This window comes from Lacipirellulaceae bacterium, assembly GCA_040218535.1.
Taxonomy (GTDB): Bacteria; Planctomycetota; Planctomycetia; order Pirellulales; family Lacipirellulaceae; genus Adhaeretor.
The window spans coordinates 2,006,949-2,031,015 of the sequence record JAVJRG010000005.1 but is presented as its reverse complement, the minus strand read 5'-3'; the positions used below and the strand labels follow the sequence as shown (position 1 = coordinate 2,031,015).

16 protein-coding genes are annotated in these 24,067 nt (G+C 54.1%); 12 read left to right on the top strand and 4 right to left on the bottom strand.

Annotated elements, in window-relative coordinates; all coding sequences use genetic code 11:
• Nucleotides 1-114: 114 nt before the first annotated feature.
• Both RIB44_08285 and RIB44_08280 read left to right on the top strand, forming a co-directional pair.
• The gene (locus tag RIB44_08285; protein ID MEQ8616577.1) at nucleotides 115-936 is read left to right on the top strand and encodes an AraC family transcriptional regulator; all 822 of its coding nucleotides are present in this window, start codon (nucleotides 115-117) and stop codon (nucleotides 934-936) included.
• On the top strand, nucleotides 929-2,053 hold the full coding sequence (locus RIB44_08280; GenBank protein ID MEQ8616576.1) for an aldose 1-epimerase family protein: 1,125 nt from the start codon (nucleotides 929-931) through the stop codon (nucleotides 2,051-2,053). Before RIB44_08285 ends, RIB44_08280 begins: the two co-directional genes overlap by 8 nt.
• Here RIB44_08280 and RIB44_08275 read toward each other — a convergent pair.
• The 4 genes from RIB44_08275 to RIB44_08260 all read right to left on the bottom strand — a co-directional run bounded on the left by RIB44_08275 (nucleotide 2,041) and on the right by RIB44_08260 (nucleotide 7,152).
• Complete coding sequence (locus RIB44_08275; protein MEQ8616575.1) at nucleotides 2,041-3,906, bottom strand: endo-1,4-beta-xylanase; 1,866 nt, start codon at nucleotides 3,904-3,906, stop codon at nucleotides 2,041-2,043. The two genes, RIB44_08280 and RIB44_08275, sit on opposite strands and share 13 nt — an antisense overlap.
• Nucleotides 3,903-5,285 (bottom strand): sulfatase, encoded by a 1,383-nt coding sequence (locus RIB44_08270; protein ID MEQ8616574.1) that lies wholly within the window; start codon nucleotides 5,283-5,285, stop codon nucleotides 3,903-3,905. The genes RIB44_08275 and RIB44_08270 overlap by 4 nt, the downstream gene beginning before the upstream one ends.
• A gap of 143 nt (nucleotides 5,286-5,428) precedes the next feature.
• Entirely contained in the window at nucleotides 5,429-5,872 is a 444-nt protein-coding gene (locus RIB44_08265; GenBank protein ID MEQ8616573.1) for a hypothetical protein, read from the bottom strand.
• A gap of 203 nt (nucleotides 5,873-6,075) precedes the next feature.
• A complete protein-coding gene (locus RIB44_08260; GenBank protein ID MEQ8616572.1) occupies nucleotides 6,076-7,152 on the bottom strand; it encodes a DUF1559 domain-containing protein in 1,077 nt (358 codons plus the stop codon).
• Nucleotides 7,153-7,944: 792 nt separating this feature from the next.
• Here RIB44_08260 and RIB44_08255 point away from each other — a divergent pair.
• From RIB44_08255 to RIB44_08210, 10 genes are all read left to right on the top strand, one after another.
• Nucleotides 7,945-9,072: a PEP-CTERM sorting domain-containing protein gene (locus RIB44_08255; GenBank protein MEQ8616571.1), complete on the top strand. Its 1,128-nt coding sequence runs from the start codon at nucleotides 7,945-7,947 to the stop codon at nucleotides 9,070-9,072.
• Between the two features lie 121 nt (nucleotides 9,073-9,193).
• On the top strand, nucleotides 9,194-9,970 hold the full coding sequence (locus RIB44_08250; GenBank protein MEQ8616570.1) for a PEP-CTERM sorting domain-containing protein: 777 nt from the start codon (nucleotides 9,194-9,196) through the stop codon (nucleotides 9,968-9,970).
• A gap of 156 nt (nucleotides 9,971-10,126) precedes the next feature.
• Complete coding sequence (locus RIB44_08245; protein MEQ8616569.1) at nucleotides 10,127-12,379, top strand: PEP-CTERM sorting domain-containing protein; 2,253 nt, start codon at nucleotides 10,127-10,129, stop codon at nucleotides 12,377-12,379.
• Between the two features lie 86 nt (nucleotides 12,380-12,465).
• Entirely contained in the window at nucleotides 12,466-13,479 is a 1,014-nt protein-coding gene (locus tag RIB44_08240; protein ID MEQ8616568.1) for a DUF1559 domain-containing protein, read from the top strand.
• 51 nt (nucleotides 13,480-13,530) lie between these two features.
• Nucleotides 13,531-13,938 carry a hypothetical protein gene (locus RIB44_08235; GenBank protein ID MEQ8616567.1) on the top strand — a complete coding sequence of 136 codons (408 nt, stop codon included), beginning with the start codon at nucleotides 13,531-13,533 and terminating at the stop codon, nucleotides 13,936-13,938.
• Between the two features lie 301 nt (nucleotides 13,939-14,239).
• Nucleotides 14,240-15,184 carry a DUF1559 domain-containing protein gene (locus RIB44_08230; GenBank protein ID MEQ8616566.1) on the top strand — a complete coding sequence of 315 codons (945 nt, stop codon included), beginning with the start codon at nucleotides 14,240-14,242 and terminating at the stop codon, nucleotides 15,182-15,184.
• Between the two features lie 29 nt (nucleotides 15,185-15,213).
• On the top strand, nucleotides 15,214-15,645 hold the full coding sequence (locus tag RIB44_08225) for a carboxypeptidase-like regulatory domain-containing protein (GenBank protein ID MEQ8616565.1): 432 nt from the start codon (nucleotides 15,214-15,216) through the stop codon (nucleotides 15,643-15,645).
• 269 nt (nucleotides 15,646-15,914) lie between these two features.
• Entirely contained in the window at nucleotides 15,915-17,873 is a 1,959-nt protein-coding gene (locus tag RIB44_08220; protein ID MEQ8616564.1) for a hypothetical protein, read from the top strand.
• 705 nt (nucleotides 17,874-18,578) lie between these two features.
• Nucleotides 18,579-20,447: a PEP-CTERM sorting domain-containing protein gene (locus RIB44_08215; GenBank protein MEQ8616563.1), complete on the top strand. Its 1,869-nt coding sequence runs from the start codon at nucleotides 18,579-18,581 to the stop codon at nucleotides 20,445-20,447.
• 339 nt (nucleotides 20,448-20,786) lie between these two features.
• Nucleotides 20,787-23,984, top strand: coding sequence for a DUF1080 domain-containing protein (locus RIB44_08210; GenBank protein MEQ8616562.1), 3,198 nt, complete (start codon nucleotides 20,787-20,789; stop codon nucleotides 23,982-23,984).
• The last annotated feature ends 83 nt before the right edge of the window (nucleotides 23,985-24,067 follow it).

Here is a 24,067-nt window from a genome sequence, read left to right as displayed (position 1 = left end):
CTCTTTCGAGCGTGGATAATTGAACCACACGGCTCTCCACTGCATTGCTAATATGGCTCATTCGTCCGCCGATAGGCAATGTATTTGCCAATCAAGTTATGGTATAAAACGCGCATGGGTACTTTTCGCGGTGATCTTGAAAAGCGGCAGCATGAGTTCTTTTCGGCTGTCAAAAGTCCGATCCCACTGTTGGCTTTGATCGATCATATGCCAGCGACGTATTTCTTTGCCAAGGACAAGCTCGGGCGATTCGTGCACATGAATCGTGCTTTGCTGGAAGTGTTGGGTCTACCCACAGAAACTGAGGTTTGGGGCAAGACCGACGCCGATCTGTTTGTTCCCGAAGTGGCCGACCGCTATCGCGATCAAGACCAGCAAGTGATGACCACTCGCAAACCTGTTGTTGATCATGTCTGTGGCGTGCCTGATGCCACGGGTTTGCTCAGGTGGTACGTTGAAACGAAGATTCCGCTGATCGATGAGAAGGATGAGATACTCGGCATTGCGGGGATTATGCACGACTTGGAGAAAGCCGGGGCAACGTTGGCACCTTATCAGCGTTTGACCCGCGCGATCACTCATATTAACAATTGCTACGCCGAGAAGATTAGCGTCCAGCAGTTAGCAGAGCTTGTTCATCTGTCGATCAGCCAGTTCAATCGCACGTTTAAGCGATTGTTTAAGATCACCCCTGCCCAGTACATTACGCGGGTACGGATCAACGCGGCTTGCACGATGTTACGTTCTTCCTCGAAAAGTGTCGAGCGGATTGCCAGCCGCACGGGATTCTATGACGCGAGCCACTTTGTTCGCCTCTTTAAGAAAGAGATGCAACTCACCCCGCGGAGTTATCGCGAGCAGTGGGTCGACTCGGCAACGAGCCAGTTGATCGAAACCGCAACAACTCCCCGCAATCTGGAGCCAACGCGTGCCTAGTCACACCTGGACCTTGACCGATGTCGAACGAGGAATTCACGAGAATAAGTTCCGCGTCTCGGCAAGCGACCTGCCCGGAGCCGTGGGCAACTGGGAAGTAACGCAACAAACCCTGCAGGGTGGACTCAGTGAGGGAGTCGACCTGCTCACGATTGACAACGGATTGCAGCGGATACACGTTCTGCCGACCCGAGGAATGGGGATATGGAATGTCGAAAGAGACGAGGGACAGTCGTTGGGCTGGAGGTCACCTGTGCGAGGACCGGTCCATCCAAGTTTCGTGTCCATTCACGACCCGAGTGGGCTTGGCTGGCTTGAGGGGTTTGATGAACTAATCGTGCGTTGCGGTTTGGAAAGTAATGGAGCCCCGGAGTTCGGCGAGAACGGCGAGCTTGTCTATCCACTACACGGTCGCATTGCCAACCGACCGGCTCATTGTGTCGAAGTGACGGTCAATGAAGAGGATCGCACGATCATTGTGCGGGGTCTCGTTGAAGAGAGTCGATTCCACTTTCAGAAGCTGCGCCTGGAGGTGACGATCACGACGAGTTTTGATGCTTCCTCATTTACGCAGGTCGACCGCGTGGAAAACTTTGGTGGCACCGCCGCGCAGATGCAGATGCTTTACCACATCAATGTCGGCGAGCCGTTGTTGGGACCTGGCGCAGAATTCGTCGCTCACGTCCGTGAAATCGCTCCCAGAGATGCCGGGACTGAGATGAAGGAGGATTGGCGGAAGTACGGCCCTGCTGTCGCTGGTCAAAGCGAGGATTGCTACTTTCTCGAGTTGGTCGGTGATGAGCATGATCACACCAAAGTGCTTCTCAAAAGTGCAGACGGCGCGCAAGGCTTGGTGCTTGAACATGACACAAAAGAACTGCCCTACTTTTCGCTCTGGAAAAACGAAGTAGCGAGCGAAGACGGCTACGTGACTGGCCTGGAGCCAGCAACGAATTACCCCAACGGGCGTTCCGTCGAGGAACAAGCAGGGCGGGTGATTACTTTAGAGGCGGGCGAGAGCTGGTCAGCGGAGCTCACTCTTGATTGGTTGGCTAATTCAGAACAGGTACAAGAAGCCCAAACGGAGATCGAGCGACTCTCGACTCAGGGAAGTTGAATCTTCAGTTGCACACCGCTCCTTTCCAGAGTGGTCGATACTACTTTGGTCTGTCCGTCATGCTCAACGGTGATCTTGTAGTCACCTAAGAATCCCCGCAGGCGACATTTCCCTTGCTCGTCAGTCTGTAACGTCTCATCGGTCCACCACTGGTTGGCGACGAGATCGACGAAGACTTCTCCAGCTGGCTTGAGCGTCCAGTCTTCTCGCCACAAGGCGGCAGCCGGCTTCCAATGGACGGGCTCCCAAAACCCCCACTGCACGATCGCCTCGAAGTTGGGGTGACTGAAGGTCGCGATCATCACGTCGCGGTAGTAGTCCGCCTGCAGCTCATCGTCGTCTCCCGCCTCAACGTCGAACTCGCTCAGTTGCAAGCGGGGTGCGATCTCAGCGAACTCATCGTACACTTGCAAAAGTTCCTCTGGGGGCGTCAAGGTCGTTAGGCCGAAGTGAGCCATGAAGCCAACGATATCCGCTGGCTGACCTTGTTCATTGAGAAATCGAATGATGCGTTTGTAAGGCTCACGCTTGTAGCCGTCGGGCAGCACCTTGCCCTCATTGATGGCGTGAGTCGCATTGGGCGCGAGCCGTCGGGCCTCGGCGAGAATCTCGGCATAGATCTCAGGCCCGCCGTATTCCGCTTCGTAAGTGTGCTTGCCCCAGCCAATGATGTGATTGATCGTGTCCCATTCGGTGACATACGCGGAGGTTGCGGGCAGAACGTCCGCCATGTGGTCCCACAGCCATGCCCGGTGCTCTTTTGGTTTCCCCAAAAACTGTTTTTCGATAGCGTTGAAATCCATCGGCGCCCAAGCGATGTAGTGGCCACGCGCGTCAATGTTGTTTTCCTGAAGCCACGGTAGGGTCTGAGTCATCAGAATCCTGTGCTTCCGTTGCCAAGCGGGATTACCTTTCTTCATGGCTTGCCAGTTTGCAGGCCGCAATTCGGACTCGAATGTGACGCGATCAAAGTACTTCTTGACGACTTCGCGATATTTCTGCGCGTCCTCCCATTTGACAGTTGCTTTTCCTTTGGGACGAATTGGGAAGTCCTTCTTCTCAGCACCGAGCATCTCTGAGTTCACCGCGTTGCCGAACCCAAACGCATGCTGCTGCATGGCAATCTCGACGTTTGCGTCGATGACAGGCTCGCCAAGAGCGTCAACCACTTTGACAGCGATCTCGCCTTTGCGAATCTCTTCGATGCGCTTCAATGCTTCCTTTCGCCACTGAGCGTCTGGCGAACGCCCTGGGTAATTGACGGTCGATCGAGGGAGCGTGGCCGGATCGCGATCAGGGCCGTAGTTGATGAGTTGAATAGCAGCGATTTCGGCAATCTTTCCGGCTTCGCCGAGATCGAAATGAATGGCCGCATCTGTCGAGTCGCAATCTCGCGGCGCGATAAACGACCTCACATGCTGCTTCCACACGCGGTAGGCAGAGAGTTGATTCTCGTAGATTGCCGGCGCGTCTTTATCACCAATCGAGAGGTAGATGTTATTGGGCTGCCCACCTGCCCTAGGGCGGTGGACCCAGAACGAGAGAAGCAACACATCACCCTTACGAATGGAGGCTGCGAGAGGGATACTCAACTGCATGTTCTTCGGATCGCTGAATCGCGTGTCCGACTCGATGCGGTAGACCTCCTTGAAGGGCATATCCTTGGCGGCTGCCCAGCGACCAGTAGCCTCAACATTCTGGCTTTGAAACTGAAGAGGCAAATCTTGATCGAACGCAACGATCTGATTGCCACCTTCCGGGGGTGTGATAAGGTCTTCTTCTGAGGCGATGGCTTCTGGAATAGCGAAAGACAGAAGAACGACGATCGCGAACGTCTTGAAAGAGTATTTCACTTGGCAGGTTTTCTCATGCGAGACTTTAGTTGCTTTGATAGGCTCGCAATGAGCTTGGCATATCCTGGCTCTTCACTGAGATTACGACCGGTTAGGTGAGAGTCTTGATGGTCGTAGAGTTCGCGAGCAACTATCTTGTTCTTCTGCGAATTGAACCATTCGGTGTATCGCCAACGATCAGTTCGAAGGCTGTAGCCCATCGTTGAGCCCCGTGGGTATTGGCTCAACGCGGTACTGCGAATCGCTTGGCTGGGATCTGTGAGGAGCTTTTTTAGGCTCGCTCCCTGGCAAGACCCAGAGATATCGCCGCTAGTCAGTTCGGCGAGCGTCGGGAAAACATCGACGATTTCGACTAATGCCTTCGAACGCTTACCTTGTGTGTGACCAGGAGCCGACACGATCAAAGGAACACGCGTGTCGAGTTCAAGATTCGTGTGCTTGCACCACAATCCATACTCACCCAGCTTATAGCCGTGATCGCCCCAGAGGACGACGATCGTCTGTTCACGCAGGCCCAATTCTCCTAACTCGGCCAGCACTCTTCCGACTTGAGCGTCGGCATAGCTGACGCAAGCCGCGTAGCCGTGCATCAACTCTTGCGTTTGCTCATCGGTCAATGGTCCCTTGGCGGGCATGCCTAAATAGGCTCGCAATTCACCCCATTTGGTGAAGGCCAGCGACGGGGCACCTGCAGGGAGTTGTCGCTCGGGAACTTGAAACTGCCCCCGCTCGTACAAGTCCCAGTAGCGCTTCGGTGCGGCGAATGGCAGGTGGGGTTTCGCAAAACCGACACACATGAAGAACGGTGTACCCTTGCTACTTCGCAGTTCTTCGATAGCCTGATTGGCGACAGCGCCATCGCGATAAGCCTCGTCCGGCACGACTGCCATCTCGATCGCTGGTCCTTTGGTCGCTGCCGAAAGCGCCGTTCGCTTCAAGCCTTTCGCAACCGCTTCTGCTTTACGCTGGGCGATCGATTTCAGCGTGGCGGGATCAACGTACTTCTCACCAGGAACTCTTGGGAGCTTCGACCAGTAAGCTTGATCGTCCGTCTGATGGTGATACACCTTCCCGAATGATGAAGTCTCGTATCCTCGCTCTTTAAAATACCGCGGCATGCTCATTACGTCTGGGACCGTCCGCCGAAGCGGTGACCACAGGTCGTAAATTCCGAGTGTGTCCGGATACTGGCCCGCCATCATGCTAGCGCGTGAAGGCGCGCAGATCGCCTGCTGACAATAGGCTCGCTCGAACAGCACGCCCTGCGACGCCAACGCGTCAATATGAGGGCTCTTGATGGATTGCTCGCCGTAGCAGCCGAGTTCAGGCCTGAGGTCGTCAATGAAGAAGATCAGAACGTTCTTCTTTTCGACAGCCACTACAGCTGACGCGGAAAGGAAAAAGCAGAAGGCAAGGAGAGTGATACGGTACGCCATTTCCAGATTTGCCTTTGCGATGACTCTCACAGAAAGCACCAGTGTCTTGGATAGTGTGAGAATCCGCTTGGACAAGGTGGAACAGCTTACCCGGCCGCAGCTTCGGCCTCTTCTTGTAGCTCGGCTTCGCTCTTCGCCTCTTTGCGATTGATTTTGCCGCTCAAGAGTGCCTCGTACTTCTTGTCATTGGAGACTTCGAGGATCTTTCGATTGCCGAGTATCACCAGCCGCACGCCATTCTTGCCTTCTCGCTCAAACACTAGCGGCGTCTTGGCCCGTTCCGTGTCAGGATTAACGAACACACCCCAACGACATTCGAATTCTTTGCCATCGTTCTCACTGATGAACATTTCGTCGATCTTGGTTTGATCAATGCCCATCAACTCCAGGTTGCGCGAGATCTTCTCGTTCGTCTTGAGAAAGGTCTTCAACTCTTCCATCGACTTTGGTCCGGTATAGCCCGACCTAGCTGCATAGAGCTGATACGCGCTACAGACCTTCTTGATGTTGGTGTCGTTGAGGGCTTTCACATGGTCTGTGTCGGGCTTATTCGAGCAGCCGAGGAGAGCACAAACAATGGGAGCTAATAGGAAGATTATTGGCTGCTTGATTTTTCGACACATGGTGCGAACGAATCCTTATTGATTGCACGAGATTGAATCGAATGAAAAGGTATACAAGGTCCAGCTTCTTCCTGCCAGTGGCGTGACTATCCAACTCGAAGCTGGCCAACTCAAAGTTGAGTTTGATCTAGCACGTTGCCATCAGACCGATGGAAAAGCTGAAAGCGGACGAAGGCATCGACATCGAAAGTCACCGAATGAACCGAGCCATCCGCGTAAACGCAGTTGACCCCGCCAGTGTGCGGCGAACCAAAGCTCTGATTATGAGAGAACTTCTTGTAATTGCCAGAGGTTGAGAAGATGCTGTCGGGGTTGAATGCGATTCCCAGGCGTACGGTCGAGAATCCGCCAGCCCAATAGCCGCTGCGTTCCGTTGGATTATTGGCATAGTCCTCGTACAGGTCACCGGGGATGCCTTTCTCCCCGAACATCAAGGTATTCGAAGCACCATCGGTAATGGCTGAAGTATCGACCTTCTGAAACGCGGCTAGCGCACTCGGGGCTTGTGATGCACGCAAGTAACCGCCTCGGCCAATTACGCCTTGGCTAATGTGCTGCTCGAGTAGATCAATTTCACTGACATCTCCTCGCACCGGATCAACGCGATGACTTTCCGGGTTGGGATAGAAGGGCACCTCGATGCCGGACTCGCCCTTGATAATTCTCCAGAAGATGGCATCCATCGCGAACGAGGCGTAATCGCCGTAGAACTCTTCATCACCAATGCCGTTGACCAGCACACGCAGGCCACGGCTCGGGCACGTCAGGCCAGGCATTCTTTGCGAGAGGAGTTCGGGCACGACACCGATCTGCGAACGGAGTTCGTAAAGATTGTTGGCTTCCATCAGGGGCATTAACTGATAGGTCCACGACAAGTTTTCGATCCTGGCCTTAGTCTTAACGTTAGGCTGTCCATTAGGGCCCGCTACCCCGGACCCGTACCCATTGAGCGCCAATCCGTAGGTCGGAAAATGTCCGTTTGCCGACTCGTAGTTCAGCGCGGCAAGTCCCAGTTGCTTCATGTTATTGATGCACTGAGTCCGACGAGCTGCCTCCCGGGCCGCTTGTACCGCTGGCAGCAGCAACCCGACCAAGACGCCGATGATGGCGATTACGACGAGCAGTTCGACGAGGGTAAAACCCGTCGTCTTTCGTTTGAGCGAGCTGTTTGACCGATTGGCACTCATGTTTGTTCCTTCACCAAGATACGAAAAATAGAATCGAAATCGCTGAGCTTGAATGAGAGCCACAACGAAGAATGATAAGGTGAACGCGATGAATCCCGCGTGACTTGATGCAAAATCACCTGCCGCCTGTGGCTGGTGCTTACTGTAACACGCCAATAGCAATTCATTTTGGACGGCCAAAAATCGTTAAATATTTCGATTGGCTACCGCCACTAGCGCCAGAATGGGTCAATTCCAAGAATTAGTGCTTCTTTAGCCTTAAATTGCTGCCTCTCAGCAACTTAGGTTCATTTCGGCTCGAGAGCGCTGACGAGCGATTTTTTTGGATTCATGGAACTTTAGGAGAGCCGAAATGCTGCTTTTTTCCGCCGTTTTCGCCTAAATTCAAGCTGGGAGGGCCTTCTTCCATATTTCGGGGCAATAATTCCTGTCCAATCTTGGCCGACGGGGCAGTAATAGTGCAAGAGGACTGCGGGTCAGGAGGGGAATTTCTGCCCATACTAGAGTCGCGGTCAGGCGGTTCCTAAGGCTCGGGTCAGCTCCCTGAATTCTGGGCCTTAACTTTTCACCTTATTCAATCGAACTGAAACAACTCAGCGAGTACTTCGGTCTGTTCGACGATTTGTGCTTTGCCATCGGGGCAACAGGGTTTCGGCAAATCGCATAGAACGACAGGCCAAGCTGACGTGAATACCGTGAATGGATCGCCGAGGACACTGCGATTCCCGACTTAAGTTACTTCCACTATTTGAAACGCTACATGCCCAACTTTTTTTGAGAAGGAACAATTTGATGCGCTCATTCAATCATTATTTCGCCTCGGCTCTGATGGCACTCGTCGCCCTCTCGTCTACGCAATCGGCCAACGCTCAGACCATGATCTACGATGGTACTGCTAATACCCTCAACTTCTTTAGTGGGTCTCATTTGACTGGCCCTTTGATGCTGAATAACAACCCAGGCGATCCGACCAGAAACGGTATTGTCCAGTCGGGTTCCGATCCGAATGTTCTTGAACAGGGCGACGCTGCGTGGTTCCGCTCGACAGGGCGTCGCATGAGAGACGTGGTGAATCCCAGGGAGATCAACGGCATGCCGGATCAGCCTGTCGGTCTTGCGGGTGCCGCCACCGGAGTGAACGGCAACTTCATGTCCGCTCACTTCGATACCAACGTGGCTGACGGACTCGATGATATTCCCGGTGATCAAAACGGCGTTGGAGCAAGCTACGTGCTCTACGACGACGGGATGACCACAGGCCCGCAGCTTCTCAATTTCAGGATGTACTACAACGACCCCACCCCAAATCAGTCAGACGGGACTGGCAACGCAGACGGCGGAATTGTCGCCGTGAGGGTGCAAGGGGTGCAAGGCACGGGTGATGCCAACGATCCGTGGGGAGGCGATGAATTCACGCATCTCGCTTCCAGTGGTACTGCGGCTGCTGGGATTTCAGCAGGACAGCACCGAGACCTCTCAGGCGAAGAAGCCGGTCCCGTGGTGGATAACTTGCTGATTGAGAACAGCAATACTGGCGGTGCCCTAACACCCAGTGCCGATTGGCAAGACGTCAGCCTCTCGTTCGACCTGGGCACCGGATACGAGTACATCATCTTCTCATTTGCTGGCCTCACTCAGGCTGTGACGGCCGGCCCCAATGTTTTCGGCTTCGACGACATCTCCTTCGAGGACGCTCCTTTCACCGCGGGTGACTTTGACCAAGATGGCAATGTCGATGGGACCGACTTCATTGATTGGCAACGCGATACCAACATTGGTTCGCTTGCAGACTGGGAAGCCAATTACGGCACGACTTCGGCAGTGGCCAGTTTGAACGCTGTGCCTGAGCCAAGCTCCATGTTGTTGGCTGCCATGGGATTCGCCCTGCTTGCACGGTCAAGCCGCCGCAACCGGGGCTAAATAGAGGAAGTTCTTGGTCTCGCTCTTTGCAGAAATGAAAGGCGAGAACAAGAAAAGATTTTCGTTACGCAGAGATCACTAATCTTGTCTTAGGTATTACTACTTTTTGGGAGGAGTTCTAATGAAGTTTACGAAAGCATTACTCGTGCTGAGTGTGGCCTTGTGCCTGCACTCGAGCGCATCAGCGGCAATCATTGTTGCTGGCATCGATAATTGGGATAGCACCACAGCTCCTACTGTTCCTGTAACTGCTGCAGGCGTCACCGCAACAGCTACTGCTTCCGCTGTTGGCGGCACAGAGAACTGGAGCATCTCTGACGGTTCAGGCCGTGGATCCAGCGGGGATACCACATGGGGAACCTTTGATGGTAATGGGGTGCCGGCTAGCTCCGAGACAGAGGTCGGGCCTGCCAACTTCACATTGCAGAATGCCAGAACAGATGGACAGGTTACACTCACGATCGCGAACAACGGCGCCGCCGACATCGTTTTGGAAGCGTTTCACATGGACGCCCTTGCGTTCCGTCCCAAGGCAGCCAGAACGTACGCGTTGAACGTGCTGAGTGGCGATATTACCAATGGTAATGTTTTCACGTCCGACGCACCTATGAACGATAACAGCACGAATGCAATCACCCACCTTGGCGGAGGCCTCAGTGGGCATGACCAGCATGATGATCTCGATCTGGATCTGACTGGCCTCGCAGACAACGTCCTTGAAGCAGGTGGTTCCGTGGTGATCCAAATTGCTTTCTCGAACGGTGTTGGAGACGGTTCCGGTGGACATCACCTGTTCCTTGATAACGTTGCCGTTAGCGGCTCCGTTGTCCCCGAGCCAAGCAGTCTTGTCCTGTTGGGCATGATGTCGTTGGTTGCCGTGGGTAGAAAACGACGCTAATCGACGAGCCAATTTGGCTTGATGCCAATTTAGCTTGATGTTGGGGCAGCACAGGTTGGCCCGGTGTGTTTCATCGCGCCGGGCCAACTTTCTTTTGAGGCAGACTGTGCTTAGGCGAGTACGCCCCCATTCGGACACAGAGAAGACGAGGTCAGCATGAGGATCAATTGCCTAGCGTTCGCGTTAGTCTTGATGGCCTACTGCGCCGTCGGCCAAAGAGCGACGGCGGTCGACTATCCCTATAGCAGCGTCGGGCCACAAAACGCCAGTCTGAGCATCAATAGCTCGAGCCAGACGCCTTTTAACAATCGACTGCTGGGGCTGAATACCAACTTCCCCGAAAACCTCTACGGCCTCGACGGATACAACGACGCCGACGGGCAGGCCCTCATCACGGGTTGGTCTCCCCCCTCGCTCAGGTTTCCGCACGGCGTCTGGTCGAACTTCTATGACTGGGAGGTCGACGGCCGCCGGATCTACGACAACTACATGGGGACCTACTATAACGCGGTGGTCAATGTTCCGCAGTTGAAGTACGGGTACGACGGATTCAAAACCCTGCACGATAACCTGGGCTTCGATGTCTTGCATACTTGGAATATCAACTACGACAGTCCCGCCAAGGGCGTTGCCCGGCTGCAAGACCGGCGAGCGGACGGTTTTGACGTCAGCCGAATCGAACTCGGCAACGAAACCTTCTGGGTAAATCAACGCAGCGAAGCGGTTGCGACCCCTGAACTGTATGTGGGCGTTGCCCAGGCACACTCCGCTGCCCTCAAGGCAGTAGACCCAACGATCGAGCTTTCTGTACCGGTCTCGTGGAGAACCACCGGCCACCACGTTCCTTGGAACGCTGCACTCGCCGCTGATCAGACTTATTACGATGCGGTGACTTTGCACAAATACATCCGACCGGGTGATTCGACCGCCGGGCTCGAAGAAGTGCTCGACGCGCGAAGCCAAATGATTCAAACGGCTGAGGCGACGCGTGCTCAGTTCCCGGGGAAACCCATCTGGCTCTCGGAGTGGAGCGTGGATGCGGGCGAGAATGCGATCAGCGTGCTAGGGCTGTCTGATACATATTTGGGAATCATTGATCGTCCTGATCTGTTCGGTTCGGCCGAGTACTTTCAGATTCACAACCACGACCCGCTGGTGATTTACGACAAGAGTGCGAACCCCAAGCATGTGAAAACAACTCGCGGAGCCGCTTACGACATTCTCCGCAATGTGTTTGTTGATAGCGATCTGCTTTCGGGACAAGTCACTTCAAGTGAGATTATTCCCGGATTGGACGCGGCCTCAGCGAAAGCAGTCCTGAAGGATGGTGATGTTGTCGTTTACGCGGTCAACAAGTCGCCGGTGAGTGTTCCTTTTGATTTGAGCATCGACAACAGCTCCTATGGCGGCACCTACGTGCACGAGGCGCTCCAGTTCAACAACGTCAACGATTTCCCTACCTTCAATCTGGGTGACAGCGGTCTGACTTCGATCCCCTCGACGCCTGGAGCGATCTCACTGCCGCCACTTTCGATCAGTGTGCTGACGATTTCCGATCCTCCGCTGGCGGAACCTCCGACTCTGATTGCCGGCTGGGACACTTGGAACAGCGGTTCAGCACCAACGGCTTCGTTCACGGCGAGCGGCATCGCAGGGGCCGCAGTCACCACGTCCGAAGGGCTCGCTTGGCATACCAACGATGAACGCGGCGCCAGCGCCGATGGCGACTGGGGCACATTCACTGGCCCTCCCGCGGCGGACACGACGGTCGGCACCGACAACGATCAAAATCTCGAACTCTCCAACGCAACTACCGGCGGAACGATTACCTTCACGATAACGAACAATGGGACCAGCGACATCGAGCTGGAAGGTTTCCATTTCGACGCTTACGCCTTCCGCCCCAAAGCAGCCAGAGCTTATGAACTGAGCGTGTCGGGTGGTGACATCACCAACGGCGTGATTTACACCTCCGCCGACGATGAAATCACGCACGTCGCAGGGAACAACGATAACCTCGCGCACGACGACATCGATCACTCTTTGGCTGGACTCGCTGACAACGTACTAGCCGTTGGTGAGTCAGTCGACTTCCTGCTCGCTTTTTCCAGCGGCGAGGGTGACGGCTCGGGCGGCCACGACCTGTGGATCGACAATGTCGCCGTCACCGGAGTGATCCTCGCATTGTCGGGCGATTTCGACGGCAACGGAATCGTTGACGGTTCAGACTTCCTTCTAGGGCAGCACAGCGAAGCTTCGTCCAGTGGCCTGACTGCTTGGAACGATAACTACGGAACCTCAGCATCGCTGGCGGCTGCATCGGCCACGGTCCCTGAACCTAGCACTTTTCTTCTACTGGGATTGGGAATTGGTGTTTCGCGCTGCTGTTTACGCTGGTCCGCTGCCTGAGTTGGCATTCGGCGTTCTGCTTGATTCTTTCGGAAAATTGAGGAAGATGGAGAACCTCTTCTCTGGCTCATAAGGACTGACATCTTATGCGTGCTTCTCGATTGAATCGATTGCGGCGATCTTCTCTAGGTGGTTTTACGCTTGTCGAACTGTTAGTCGTCATCGCGATTATTGGCGTGCTGGTAGGGTTGCTGTTACCTGCAGTTCAGGCAGCGCGCGAAGCCGCACGCAGGACGCAATGCAGCAATAATCTTCGCCAGTTGTGTCTGGGGCTGCAGAGCCACGTTGATGCGAAAGAGGAATTTCCTAGTGGTATTTCCAAGCCGGTCAACGTTGGTGTCGCTCAGTTCAAGCATGCGGCCGCTTGGACTACTTATCTGTTGCCTTACATTGAGCAGCAGAGCACTTACGACGCGATCTTGCCGAACAATGGGACGCCGGAGATTATCTATTCCCCCGCGCTCGCAACCATTGTCAACTCGGCGAATGCCGCGTTTCGTTGCCCTTCATCGACCATGGAAGAGATCGATCCCAATCCCAACATTAACGATTCAACGACGTTACGCTTCGGAACAAGCAACTACCGTGGCTGCCGCGGTACGCGTGATAATCCGGCAGGAAGTAGCCTGGGCTTAGCGCGGATCGTCAGCGCCAATGGAGAGTCTCGCGAACTAAGTGGTTGGATCGGTACGCTTTATCCCGGCTATCGTGTGGAGGAGCCAACAACACTCCGGCAGATCGTTGATGGGACGACTCAAACGATCGCTCTTGGGGAAGTGGATGCAAAGCAAGCTCTGTTAGCGAGCTTCGAAGAGTGGGGAGAAGCGAATGCTTCCGACGAGAACCCTGACACAGCTCGTTGGCCGACTTGGCCCGGTGCTCATGGCGATAAAGACGATGTGCTGTTCAATATGTGGGACGCAGCTCGTTCTGCTTTGAATAGCGGTGATCGCGATTCGGCCAGCAGCAGCCACCCCGGCGGAGTCTACTTTGGGTTCTGCGACTCTTCCGTCCAGTTCCTCTCGGAGAATATCTCCTGGGATGTCTACACCGCCTTGGGAACCCGGGCAGGGAACGAGCTGCCCGTCGAGTTGCCGTAGTGTGAATTCGAAGCGACTCAAGAATTGTCAATTTCAATCGGGACCCTGTGAATGCCTCAATACTCCATAAAATTTCTTCCGCTCGGCCTACTTCTCTCTTTGGGGCTATGTGTGCTGAATGGTTGCAGCGGCAGTGATGTTGAGATGGGCCAAGTTTCGGGACAAGTCACGCTTGAAGGAGAACCGGTGGCCGACTTGTTTGTGATTTTTCATCCCCGTGTGAAAGACGGCGGGATCAACGCACCAACGCGTCAGGCGCTGGGTGAAACCGATGCTGAGGGAATATACAGCCTTAGCACGAAGACTCCAGGCGATGGCGCGGCGGTGGGGAAACACCAAGTCGAGTTGGCACCGATTCAGCAGGGCTCGCCAGTCCCAGGCAAGCTAGCTCCTGGGTTCGAAGCAGAAGTTCAGGCGGGTGAGAATACGATCGATCTGGTGCTTCTTCCCAAAAAATAGTGCTAGATATTGCATGCAATTGAGCGGGTTCTACGGACCTGACCTCAAAAAGCTCGCCATAAGCAACTCTGAGATTTGGGTTTACGTACTAGCTCCAAGCATCAATACGCACCGAAACGTCTCGCTTCGGACGAAAATCAGTTTTTGAGGCAAGCAATTCTGTCCAATCTCGTCAGTTCCGCGCGTGTCTTTTTAAGGATGGGTTGCACTTTTCTTGGAGGTACCAGGCTTGTCTAGTCAACGCAAAAATGGCTTCACTCTTGTCGAACTCTTGGTAGTCATCGCGATCATCGGTGTCCTTGTGGGCCTCTTGCTGCCCGCAGTGCAGGCCGCTCGCGAGGCGGCGCGAAGACTGCAATGTGTGAACAATTGTAAGCAACTTTCCTTGGCAGCGCTCAACCACGAAAGCGCACAAGGTGACCTACCTCCTGCACGGTTAGCCTGCGATGGCCAGCAGCAGCCGTGCAGAGATTTAGGCGTCAACTCGACGAGTAATTTACCAGGACTCACTGCAACTGATATGCACTTCCATGGGGCTAGCGTCTTCGTTCAGCTTCTGCCGCAATTAGAGCAGCAAGCTCTGTATGATGTGTTAGATATCAGGAATAGACCAATGCATCCTTTTCGAGGTGGGTCTATCTCGATACCCGCTTATCGCGACGCTGTAGCAACGCCTTTGTCTCAGTTCAATTGCCCAAGTGACATGAAAGAGCCGTATGCTGAGTGGAATCACGGTATGTCGCCAGATATCCTTATGCCGACCAGCAGCTATGCAGGCGTCGCCGGCGACGTGGGTCCACCCAACGGACGCGACTTGCTGTGGCCGAACCGTCATGATGGTGGCGTACCATTTCATTTGAAGCACAACAACACGGGAATCTTCTTCTATGCCAGGCGAATTGAACTTCGTGAGATCACCGACGGCATCAGCAACACTATGTTTTTTGGCGAGACAACCCTTGGACATCGAGCCTTAGCCAATAACACATGGGCGAATGGCAACCGCTGCAATTCCTCGATGAGGAGTACCTACCACCCGCTGAATACTCCTGTTGAGGCTGCCGGACTCGTGATCACTGCAGGTGCAGGTGGGGCAAATAAAACGCATTGTGGCTTCAACAGTTTCCATCCGGGGGGCGCGAACTTTGCAATGGGTGATGGCAGTGTGAGGTTTGTGCAAGATGATATCGACGAACGAACCTATCGAGCGATGTCGACTCGCTTCGAAGCTGCAGACCTCTATTAACCGGCTTGTTGCTAATTGCCGAGGAACGAATGTTGCGACAAAACATTTTCCTGCTTCTTTTCATTCTGGCAGGCCTCTCCAGTTCGGGATGCAATGAGCATCCGGAACTGGTGCCCGTCTCTGGTACCGTGACGATTGATGGCAAGCCAGTCCCGATCGGACAGGTGAAGATCTCTACCCCGGGGCACCGTGCGGCAGTTGGTAGCATCGATAAGAATGGCAAGTTTGCCCTGACTAGCTATAAGCTCAACGACGGCGCGCCGATCGGGACTCATCGCGTCACCGTTACCGCAGTGGAGCAGTTGACCGAGACGTCCAATCGTTGGCACGCTCCAATTGAGTATGCCAATCAAGTGGCAACTGACTTAGAGGTCACCATCGATGGTCCGACAGACAGCTTGAATATCGAGCTGACTTGGGAAGGCAGCGACCATGATGGTCCCTATATCGACCGATTCTAGGCCGCAAAGATGAAGGGACTGAGCGGATGCGGGCCTATTGCCTGAGAACCGCGAAGAATTCACAGTTATTTCTGTCCAATCCCTGGGAGTTGGGAAGTTACTGCTTGTAGGAGTAGTGCTGTGACACGGATCTGGCTGCTCCGAAACTTTTCTGCATTTTCTTGTCCAATTTGGTCTGCTTCTTACAAGCAGGATGAAAGGGCATTGCGAGGTACGCGAGCTCGTGTGATTGAAAACGATTTTCTTTTGTTTCCGGAGGGTGATTTGTTATGAAGTTTCTTCAGGCTTTAACATGCATAGGCGTCCTGTTGGTCGCCAGCTCTGCACAGGCCCAGACGGGTATTACTTCTTTCATCGATGGTTTCGATGGTGGAACCCCAGCCCCGACAGTATTTCATCAGACTGTCGCTGGCGATTTTGAAGACGGCGACGGTGACACCGATGTAGAACGGCAGGGGTGGAGGCCTGTTCGCATGGCAAATCTTGAAAGTTTCGGAGGAGCGCTGACCAACCGCAATGGTGGTGGCTTCGGAACGAATACGACTGGAGAAGGGGATAACTACATCCGTCTCGACACCGACAGGACTACCGCGCTTCCCGGAGTACCAGACAACTTTGTCGTGGGTGAACTTCCGGGCCAGTTCAACGTTTTTCAGTTTGACCTAAGGTACGACCAATTCCCTCCTGAAGACCCCAACAACCCTGGTTCAGGGCTGATTGAACCGCGGCTGAAAGGAGCGGCTTTCTTCCAAGGCGCTGTCACTCGCAGTGCAAACTTCCTCAGCAATTCGGGGCTACAAGCCTTGAAGGACGCAAACGACACCAGCTTCCACACTTACACGATTGTCCGTGACTTTAATTCCAGTGACTGGGGGGCAGTCCAAGATGTCCTTCGTGTCGATCCGGCCGATGGCATCAGCCGCTTCGACGCAGTCGGGACCTCGGCCGTGCTGGGGACGAAGTTTACGATCGACAACATCGTCCTCGGTCGCACGACCTCAACGGAAGCATTTCCCGCGATTCCAGTTTCCGTGCAAAACATTGTCAAGAATGGCGATGTCTCTGCGGTAAGCAACGCAGTCTTTACGGTTGACAGACCAGATACCTTCGACATCACTGGTGGAAACGGCAACTACGGTCCATTCCGAGGAAGCTCAGGAGATGTCGATCACTGGACGCCTTACAACAACAATCCGAACGGAATCGTCGAAGCAGTTAACGGCCCAGACGGCACCGGATTGAATCTCACCCATTCTACGCTTGGCATTCAGGGTTCCTGGTATCTTGATACGCATTGGAACGGGGGCACCGAGCAGTTCTCGCTGAACTCGGCAGCAGGTTACGTTAATGGGATGATGCAGGCCGATATTCTCAACGGTGTGACCATTGATGCTGGCAAGACGTACGAACTCAGGTTCGACCTGGACTTCCTTGATCGCCCGAGTGCCAATCCAAACACCACATTCACAGTAGCGTTGACAACGGGTGCCGATCCGACCGATCTCGGCTCGACAGTCACCGGTGGAGTCTTCTCTCAAAACGTGGGGCTTCTCACCACAGGCGACACGCATACTCTTTCCATTAGTGGTGCCGATCTGTTAGCCGCGCAGAACGGCAGTAATCCTGTGAATCTGGTCCTACAGACAGTCAACACGACAGGTATCTTCGGCTTCCCGAATGGTACTGTGGTTCCAGATGACCATCGTGATCCCCAGACAGTCACTCAGATGAACCCTGACAACTTCTTCCTTGGTCAGGTGTTCACTCCCCAGGCGGGCGACGTCAACAAGGATGGCGTGGTCACCCAAGCTGACGTCAACCTCGCAACGGACTATTTGAACGGCAACGGTGGCGAAACTGCAGCGAAACGCCAAAACGATTTGGCCAACGCTCCTTCGGCACCTTTCGCATCGGAAATCTTGGCATCGCTCAATTTGACGGATTTCGATCTGACAGGTGACGACTTCTTCGACCAAGCCGACGTGGACGCAATTGCCGCACTGGTGACAACCTCTCCCGGTGACTTCGACGGCAATGGCGACTTCGACGGAGCCGACTTCCTTGGCTTGCAGCAAACCGATGCGTCACAGATCCCCGACTGGGAGGCCAGTTATGGTACGTCTTCGACTGTTGCTTCAAATGCCGCAGTTCCTGAGCCTACTTCGTTAGCCCTGGTCGCATTTCTGAGCTTCACAGTCGTCACGACCTCTGGCCGACTTCGCAGCTAAGCGAGGAAGGTATCCGACCAGCTACGTGATCTTCACGTTAGCAACACGGGGGAGCGCTGGGGCAGCGCTCCCCCATTTTTATTGGATCACAAAACTACGTAATCTCACGCTCCCTTTTTAAAGAGCATTCAGCAGCCACACGAGACCCGCTAACCATCTCTTGCCTGCATCGCAAACCATGATCAGTTTTCGGCAAAGTATGAGTTGAGATTCCCCCTGAAGTAAATTTCCTAGTGGCGCCCAACGACCACTGATTGTGAATCACCAGGATCTTCTGGACAGAATTGCAAGGGTTGGGCGGCATCATTCTCAGGTCTTTCATTCCTGCCACCGCTTCTCGCGCGCGGTGAGCCTTACATGCGGGTGTCGGTTTGTCTCGTAGTGATTACTCTAAGTCGTTCTGAGATAGGTGTTTACGTATTTAACTTGAAGCGTCGTGGGATTTAACAAGTCAAGTTGCCTGCCAGAATCAGTCAGAGAGCGAGAATTTCTTGTCCAATGTGGCCAGCTCTGGTCGTGTTGTAGCACCAGACTAATATGGCTGCACTTGGAAGACCTCAAGCTGCCAAGACGGAAGCGAAATCTCGTCAATTCTCACCACTAATCTTAATTCGAAACTGCTAGCTGGACAGAAGTCCGGCACTTCTTTCGCTGTTTCTTCCCTAGGAAAGAAACTTGCAACTTCACTGGGAGGTGGACCTAATTATGAAGACTCTGAAAGCTGTTGCTTGTATCCTTGTGTCGTTAGCTGCTTGCTCAGCTCAAGCAGCCACATCCTTTACGGATGGATTCGACGACATGGGCAATCCGGCCCCAACACTCAATCATCCGTTGGTGATCGGCGACTTTGATGACGGCACCACTCAAGGTTGGACGGGCGTTCGCATGCCCGCCATTGAGTCTGTTGGTGGCGTCTTAACGAACATCAATACTGCTGGTCTGGGTAGTGATGGCAACGGCGACTCTTGGGTCTGGCTGAACACAGGTTCGAATCCCCTGTATACCGTGGGAGAACTTCCAGGGCAGTACGACATTGTCCAGTTTGACATTCGGCTTGATACACTTCCACCACAGCCCGCCGACTCTCGCATTCGAGGTCGACACTTCTTGCAAGGCGATGCCTTCGGTGGTGGCAACCTCACGCATGGAGTAACCTACGCTCCTAGTTCGTCCTATCCCACTGACAACAACTGGCGCACTTACACGATCGTTCGTGACTTTAACGATGCGGCATGGGAGGGTGTGATCAATCGCGTTCGCATCGATATGGTAGACGGGGTGCCAAACGCCGAGCCAGCACCTGTCCTGGGGGCAAAGTTCTCGATCGACAATGTGATCTTGGGCCGCACGACCACAACCGAGGCATTTCCCGCGATCTCCCCCGTCCAACCAAACATCGTCAAGAACGGCGATCTTTCTGACACCAGTAATGTATCACTGACTGGTACTAACCAGGGGGCGTTTAACATCAATGGCGGTAATGGCAATTTCGGCCCCTTCCGTGGCAACACGGGAGACGTCGATCATTGGACTCCCTACAACAATAATCCAAACATGATTGTCGAGGCTGTGAATGGCCCAGACGGAACGGGATTGAACTTGCTGCATACAAGCAACGGCAATCAAGGGTCATTCTATCTCGACACACATTACAGCGTTTCCGCCGAACAGTTTTCGTTAAACTCCGCTGGCGGCTATCAGAACGGCCTTATTCAAACGAATGTTCTCAACGGTGTCACTATTGACCCCTCCGCGAACTATGAGCTTTCGTTCGATCTAAACTTTAACGATACAAGACCTGCGAATCCAAGTTCTGACTTTACCGTTGCGTTGACCGTGGGGACGAATTCCACGGATCCAAACTCAGCTGTGACCGGTTCTCTGTTCGACGATAATTTGGGGAATATCACCGCTGGTGATCGTCAGACTTTGACCATCAGCGGAGCCGACCTGCTTGCCGCTCAGGGTAGTGGCGAAGTAAATCTAATTGTTCAGACGCAGGCCAATACCTCGATTGTGAATTTCCCAGGGACCCCCGTCCCCAACAATCATGTGGATTCGGCAGTGTTCACGCAGGTGCAAGTTGACAACTTCTCGCTGATTAAGGAATTCGTTCAGGTTACTGGCGACGTCAACAAAGATGGTGTCGTGACACAAGCTGACGTCAACCTTGCGACGGACTATCTGAACGGCAACGGTGGCGAAACTGCAGCGAAACGACAGAATGATCTTGCTAACGCTCCTTCGGCGCCATTCGCGTCAGATATTCTCGCGTCCTTAAACTTGGCAGACTTTGATCTGACAGGTAACGACTTCTTCGACCAAGCCGACGTGGATGCGATTGCCGCACTGGTGACAACGGTCGCCGGCGATTTTGATGGCGATGGTGACTTTGACGGTGCCGACTTCCTCGGATTGCAGCAGTCAGACGCGTCACAGATCCCCGACTGGGAGGCCAGTTATGGTACGTCATCGGCTGTAGCTTCAAATGCTGCAGTACCTGAGCCTAGCTCGCTGATCTTGGTTGGCTTTGCAATTGCTGCGGCTTCGATGGGAGGTCGCCGGCGTAGCTAGAAGATTCTTTCGGTTTAAGTCATACGAAGTATGAGCATGCGGAGGAGGAGCTGGGGCAGCACCTCCTTCGCATGTTTTTTTGACCGCAAAACAGTTGCCACCTCGTTGGCCTCGCATTTAACGGGCGCTGCTGGCTCTAAAGAATGCTCCGTATTGGAAGAAATGTGTAGTAGTCCGTAATGATTCGCACTCTATTGGAGTAATATTAAGGGCGGCCTCGCTGCCAAATCGAACCCATAGGGTGAACTTGGAAAACCCATGCGGCTGAAACAATCAAAGTAGCTTTTTTGTCGGCCATGCCGGCAGCATCTGAATCCATCGTTTCGAGATCTCCCTATTGTGAACAGTAAAAACTTCGAACACTTCCCTCGTGTTCTAGCGATTCTTCTTGCCTGCCTAGCATCTTCTTCACAAGCCGATCCGCCACGCCAACTTTTCAACGGCCGTGACCTGTCAGGTTGGTCCGGCGACCCGAAAATCTGGTCAGTCGTCGACGGAAAGATCGTTGGCTCAAGCGTTGGGAATGAGATCAAGCAGAACACCTTTCTCATTTGGGAAGGTGGTGAGGTCGAGGACTTTCGATTGACCTTCAAGGCCCGCGTTGAAGGGAACAACAACTCGGGGGTTCAGTACCGTAGCGAAGTGGTCAATCCAAAGTCGTGGAGGGTCATTGGCTATCAAATCGACATGCACCCAAAGCCCGAATACATGGGAATGCTTTATAGCGAAGGGACCGGTCGTGGCATCATGGTGCAACGTGGTCAACGGGTTGTCGCCGACGAGCAGACAGGCAAGACGAGAGTCTTGGCCAAGGGACCGAAGGCAAAGCCGGTCGACATCTCTCAATGGCACGAGTACCAAGTCATCGCCGAGGGCGACCGGCTGATTCACAAGCTTGATGGCAAGGTTACCGTTGACATTACGGATAGCTATAAGAAGCGGCGCGAGCGTGGCGTCATCGCCCTGCAGGTTCACCGGGGGCCACCGATGACAGCCTACTTCAAAGACATCCGTTTGGAGACTTACAAACGACCCAAGAAAAAAAAACCTCTCGGGCGAGCTGCTCAGGAAGGGTCGAACAATTCAGCCGAAATCAACTCCAAGTCCGACTTCCTGGTCGAGAGAATCTTTGACGTCCCCAAGTCGATGGGCTCTTGGATCTCTCTCACGCGAGGACCGGATGGCGAACTATTTACCTCGGATCAAGGGGACAAGGGGATCTTCAAGATCACCCCCGGCAGAGTTGGCTCTGACGAACTGCCAAAAGTTGAGAAGTTACCCGTTGAACTAAGCGGAGCACAAGGTTTGGTCTGGGCTCATGATTCCCTTTATGTGATGTCGCATGCTCCGCCCCAACCCGGGTTGCATCGCTTGACTGATGAGGATGGGGATGGGCAGCTCGACACGGATGAGTTGCTCAAAGCGATTGCCGGCAGAGGGGAACATGGACCGCACGCGTTGGCCGTTTCTCCCGATGGGCAGTCGCTCTTCGTCGCGGCCGGTAACATGACGAATTTGCCCGACCATTTTTCCGGCAGTCGACTGCCAACCAATTGGTCAGAAGATCACCTGCTCCCACGCCGCTGGGATCCGCGCGGCCATGCCGCCGGAAGATTGGCTCCGGGAGGCTGGATCTGCGAAATCGATCCCGGTGGGAAGAACTGGGAAGTCTACAGTATTGGGTACCGTAACGAGTACGACATAGCTTTCAACGCCGATGGCGAGCTGTTCACGTACGATGCGGACATGGAATGGGATCTCGGCATGCCGTGGTACCGACCAACACGACTGCTGCACGCAACCAGCGGCAGCGAATTTGGTTGGCGATCAGGAACGGGCAAGTGGCCGACCTACTACGAGGACTCGCTACCGCCAACCTTGGAGATCGGTCCCGGATCGCCCACTGGGGTTGTGTTCGGCTACCAGGCCGCGTTCCCCGCCAAGTACCAGAAGGCTCTCTATCTGCTCGATTGGACTTTCGGAACCATTTACGCGGTCCATCTCACGCCCGAAGGTTCTTCCTATTCGGCCGAGAAAGAGGAGTTCATCACGGGGTTGCCTTTGCCGGTGACCGATGCGGTCGTCGGTCAGGACGGCGCACTCTACTTTACTGTTGGTGGTCGAGGGACCGAGTCTGCGCTGTATCGCGTCACGTATTCGGGTAATGAGTCCGTTGCTCCCGTCGAGTACAAGAATGAGGCTGGTGAGGAACTTCGTGCCCTGCGGCATCAGCTTGAGGCGACACACGGTTCTCAGAACGGCGATCTCGATCTCATCTTCGCGAATCTCGGTCACGAGGATCGTTTCATTCGCTATGCGGCACGTATTGCCCTGGAGTCGCAGCCTGTCATTCAATGGCGCGAGCGAGCGCTGTCCGAACTCTCTCCGCGAACCACGATCAACGCGATCATTGCACTCGCCCGACAAGGGAAATCGGCAGATGCATCGGCTGCAATCGAAACGCTCAACCGAATCGAAGTCGAAGACTTCGATGAACAGCAGCAGCTCGCGATATTGCGAGCCTATTCGCTGATCTTTATTCGTTTGGGTGAACCAAGTGAGAAGCTGCGGCAAGAAATCCTGACGAAGTTGGACCCACTCTATCCGGCTTCAACCGACAGCAATACGAACGCCGAGCTAGCTAAATTGTTGGTCTATCTCCGCTCGCCATCGGTTATCGAGAAGACTTTGGGCCTGATGGATGAACTCGGACCGGATCCGATTCCCGACTGGGCTGATCTCGCTCGCCGAAGCGCTCGTTATGGAGGGACGGTCGAAAGGATGCTCAAGAAAATGCCCACAAGTCGAGCCGTTCTGGCTGCCTTCACGCTAAGGAACGTGAAAGAAGGCTGGACGCTCGAGCAACGGCGACGGTACTTCAAGTTCTTTCTCAAGGCGGCGAAGCGTTCTGGCGGGGCAAGCTACTCTCAGTATCTCACCAACATCAGAGACGACGCATTAGCCACCTGCTCGGAAGCGGAAAAAGTTGCACTTGATCCAATCACCAGCCAATCACTCACCGCGAGGCCTTTCGTTTCAACTCCTCCGCAGGGACCCGGTCGACAGTGGACGAAATCAGGAGCCATCGAGGTTCTCTCCCAAGGTCTCACTGATCGCAGCAAGAAGGCCGGCCGGAATTTGTTTCATGCAGTTTCATGTGCCAAGTGCCATCGCCTCAACGGCGAGGGAGGCGCGATCGGCCCAGACCTTTCCACGGTCGGTCGCAAATACTCCTACGCCGACTTCGCTGAAGCGGTGCTGGAACCGAGTAAGGTGATTTCCGACCAGTATCAGTCCCACGACGTTTGGACCGTTGATGGTCGAGGACTCACTGGTCGCGTCGTCACAATCGGAGACGAAATTCACGTCTACACCGAGGACGTCAACAAGCCACCTCAAGTGATTAAGCGTGAGGATGTCGAAGAGATGACCGTCTCAAAAGTCTCTCAAATGCCTAGCAACTTAGTTGACAGTCTGAACGCGGAAGAGCTCAAGGATCTGGCCGCCTACGTGATGTCGCTAAATACAGACGAATAATCTTTCGACTCGTTGAACACTTCTTTCTTATCGATTGATACCTTGGATCACTATTGTGCTTACTTGCGAATGAACTAGCCAGC